Here is a 2,551-nt window from a genome sequence, read left to right on the forward strand (position 1 = left end):
GTGTTATAATTTTTAAGAGAAATAAAAGAACAGTTAATTATATATAAGTAATTGGTTATAGAGATTTATTTACCATTTATATGTATATTAAGAATTTAAGGAGAAACTGTATGGATAAAATAGTGATTATAGAAGATAATGAAAAAATAAGAAAAGAATTAAAAGAGTTTTTAGAGAGATATGGATATGAAGTTAAAATCATTGAGAATTTTAATAATATAGTAAAAGAAATTTTAGAAGAAGATCCTAAATTAGTTTTATTAGATATAAATTTACCTGTTTTTGATGGATATTATATTTGTAGAGAAATTAGAAGGGAGTCAGAGGTTCCTATAATTGTTGTTACTAGTAGAGATAGTGAAATGGATGAGCTTATGAGTATGAGTTTAGGTGCAGATGATTTTGTAACTAAGCCATATAATACTCAAATATTATTAGCAAGAATATCAGCTTTATTAAAAAGAACTTATTCAAAATCTGCAAATTCAGATATTTTAACTTATAAAAATTTAAAATTAAATTTATTGAAAAGTACAATTATTATAAGAGAAGAAGAAGTAGAACTAACAAAAAATGAATTGAAAATTTTAACTTGTTTAATGAAAAGTATAGGCACTATAGTATCTAGAGATAAGTTAATGGATTATTTATGGGATTCAAATATTTTTGTAGATGATAATACTTTGACTGTAAATATTAATAGATTAAGAAAGAAATTAGAGGGGGTAGGAGTTAAAGATTTTATAGAAACTAGAAGAGGATTGGGGTACATAATGCCATGAGTTTTAAAGATTATATAAAGGATAGATATATATTAATATTAGTTAATATAATAATGTTTTTTATATCTTCAATATTTTTTATATTAATTAATGTTAATATAGCATTAGTATTAACTATTATGAGTATTTGGATAATAGCACTTAGTATTGTTATTTTATTAGATTGGATAAAAAAATATAAGTTTTATTCAGGTTTACTAGAAAAATTAGAAAATATAGATAAAAAATATATGATTCCTTCAGTTATAGAAGAGCCTGATTTTATAGAAGGCAAAATATTGTTTGATGTAATTAATGAAGGTGAAAAATCTATGCATGAAGAGGTTAAAAAATATAGACTGTCTCAAGAAGAATATAGAGAGTATATTGAAATGTGGATTCATGAAATTAAAACTCCTATTTCATCCAGTAAGCTTATAATAGAGAACAATAAAAATGAAGTAACTTTAAATTTATTGGAAGAATTAGAAAAGTTAGAGGATTTTATAGAGCAAGTTTTATATTATTCTAGAAGTAATACTGTTGAAAAAGATTATATAGTAAAGGAATTTTCTTTAATAAATAGTGTAAATAAAGTTATTAAGAAAAATAGAAAAGCTATTAGAAATAAAAGAATAAAAATAGATATAGAAGAGTTTAACACTACTGTGTTTAGTGATACAAAATGGATTGAATTTATATTAAATCAAATAATAGCTAATAGTATTAAATATTCTAAAGGTATTAATGATTGTATAAAAATATATACAATTCAAAAAGAAAATAATACAATGCTAATTATTAAGGATAAAGGGATAGGTATAAAAAAGGAAGACTTACCTAGAGTTTTTGACAAAGGCTTTACAGGAATCAATGGTAGAAATAATGAGAAATCTACGGGTATGGGATTATATATTATAAATAAACTTTGTAAAAAGCTTTCTATTGGTATAAATATTTCTTCTAAGGTTAATGAGGGAACTGAAGTATCATTAATTTTTCCTAAAAGTAAAATGATTTTGCTTGAAAATTAAGATGAAACTAAAAACTTATAATTATAGTTTTGTAATATAATAGAAAGTTATTGTAAATACCCCTAACTTTAGCTAAGCTCATTAAGTAAGGGGTATTTATAATTAAATTACTTTTTATTTAAAGTTTTTATTAATTTTAAAGAAGCTATAAGTATTATTAAGAAAGATATAAATATAACACTTACAGGTAATATTAAATTAATATAATATTTAAATGCAAACATACTATCAATGAAAGGTACATAAGATTTCTCAGGAAACCATTTTGTTATATTAAAAATTTTATTTCCCTCTTCATCTTTTTCATCAATAAATTTACCGTAGGCAATAAAATTATTGTATTTAGAGTCACCTTCTATAAAAGTTGAAACTGATTTAAAAGGAGTATTTCCTATAATTTTAATTTCTTTAGAATCTTTCATTGAAACTAAATCCTTATTAGTTTCATTAGGAGTGTATTTAAGTTCTAATCTAATTTCATTTTCTTTAGTTTTTTTTGATAACTCAGTAAGCTTGTACGGAAATAAAATAATTCCTATAGAGATAAGTAATAATATTATTAATATAGATAGTGTTTTAAATTTTTTCATATAGTTGTCCTCCAGTTAATTTATCTTTAGTTTATGTTATTAAATTTTATATAATAAGGTTTATATAATTATTTTAAATTTCAAATTTAAGTTCTCCTTTCAAATATTATTGTATTATTTAATTTATAGTTTTATTTTATTTCAATTAATATAAAAGAAAAATGTA

General features: G+C 21.5%; 3 protein-coding genes. 2 read left to right on the top strand and 1 reads right to left on the bottom strand.

Annotated elements, in window-relative coordinates; genetic code table 11:
- Nucleotides 1–110 precede the first annotated feature (110 nt).
- Complete coding sequence (locus GBZ86_RS14855; protein WP_152891939.1) at nt 111–782, top strand: response regulator transcription factor; 672 nt, start codon at nt 111–113, stop codon at nt 780–782.
- A complete protein-coding gene (locus GBZ86_RS14860) occupies nt 779–1,795 on the top strand; it encodes a sensor histidine kinase (RefSeq protein ID WP_152891940.1) in 1,017 nt (338 codons plus the stop codon). The genes GBZ86_RS14855 and GBZ86_RS14860 overlap by 4 nt, the downstream gene beginning before the upstream one ends.
- Nucleotides 1,796–1,902: 107 nt before the next feature.
- On the opposite strand, the gene GBZ86_RS14865 is transcribed toward GBZ86_RS14860, so the two are convergent.
- Nucleotides 1,903–2,385 (bottom strand): hypothetical protein, encoded by a 483-nt coding sequence (locus GBZ86_RS14865; protein WP_152891942.1) that lies wholly within the window; start codon nt 2,383–2,385, stop codon nt 1,903–1,905.
- Nucleotides 2,386–2,551 lie beyond the last annotated feature (166 nt).

Origin of the sequence: Clostridium tarantellae (assembly GCF_009295725.1) — a bacterium.
Classification (GTDB): Bacteria; Bacillota; Clostridia; order Clostridiales; family Clostridiaceae; genus Sarcina; species Sarcina tarantellae.

Bases quoted from the DNA above. Each gene is read 5' to 3' on its own strand.
- GBZ86_RS14855 (WP_152891939.1), top strand. From the start codon at position 111: ATGGATAAAATAGTGATTATAGAAGATAATGAAAAAATAAGAAAAGAA.
- GBZ86_RS14860 (WP_152891940.1), top strand. From the start codon at position 779: ATGAGTTTTAAAGATTATATAAAGGATAGATATATATTAATATTAGTT.
- GBZ86_RS14865 (WP_152891942.1), bottom strand. From the start codon at position 2,385: ATGAAAAAATTTAAAACACTATCTATATTAATAATATTATTACTTATC.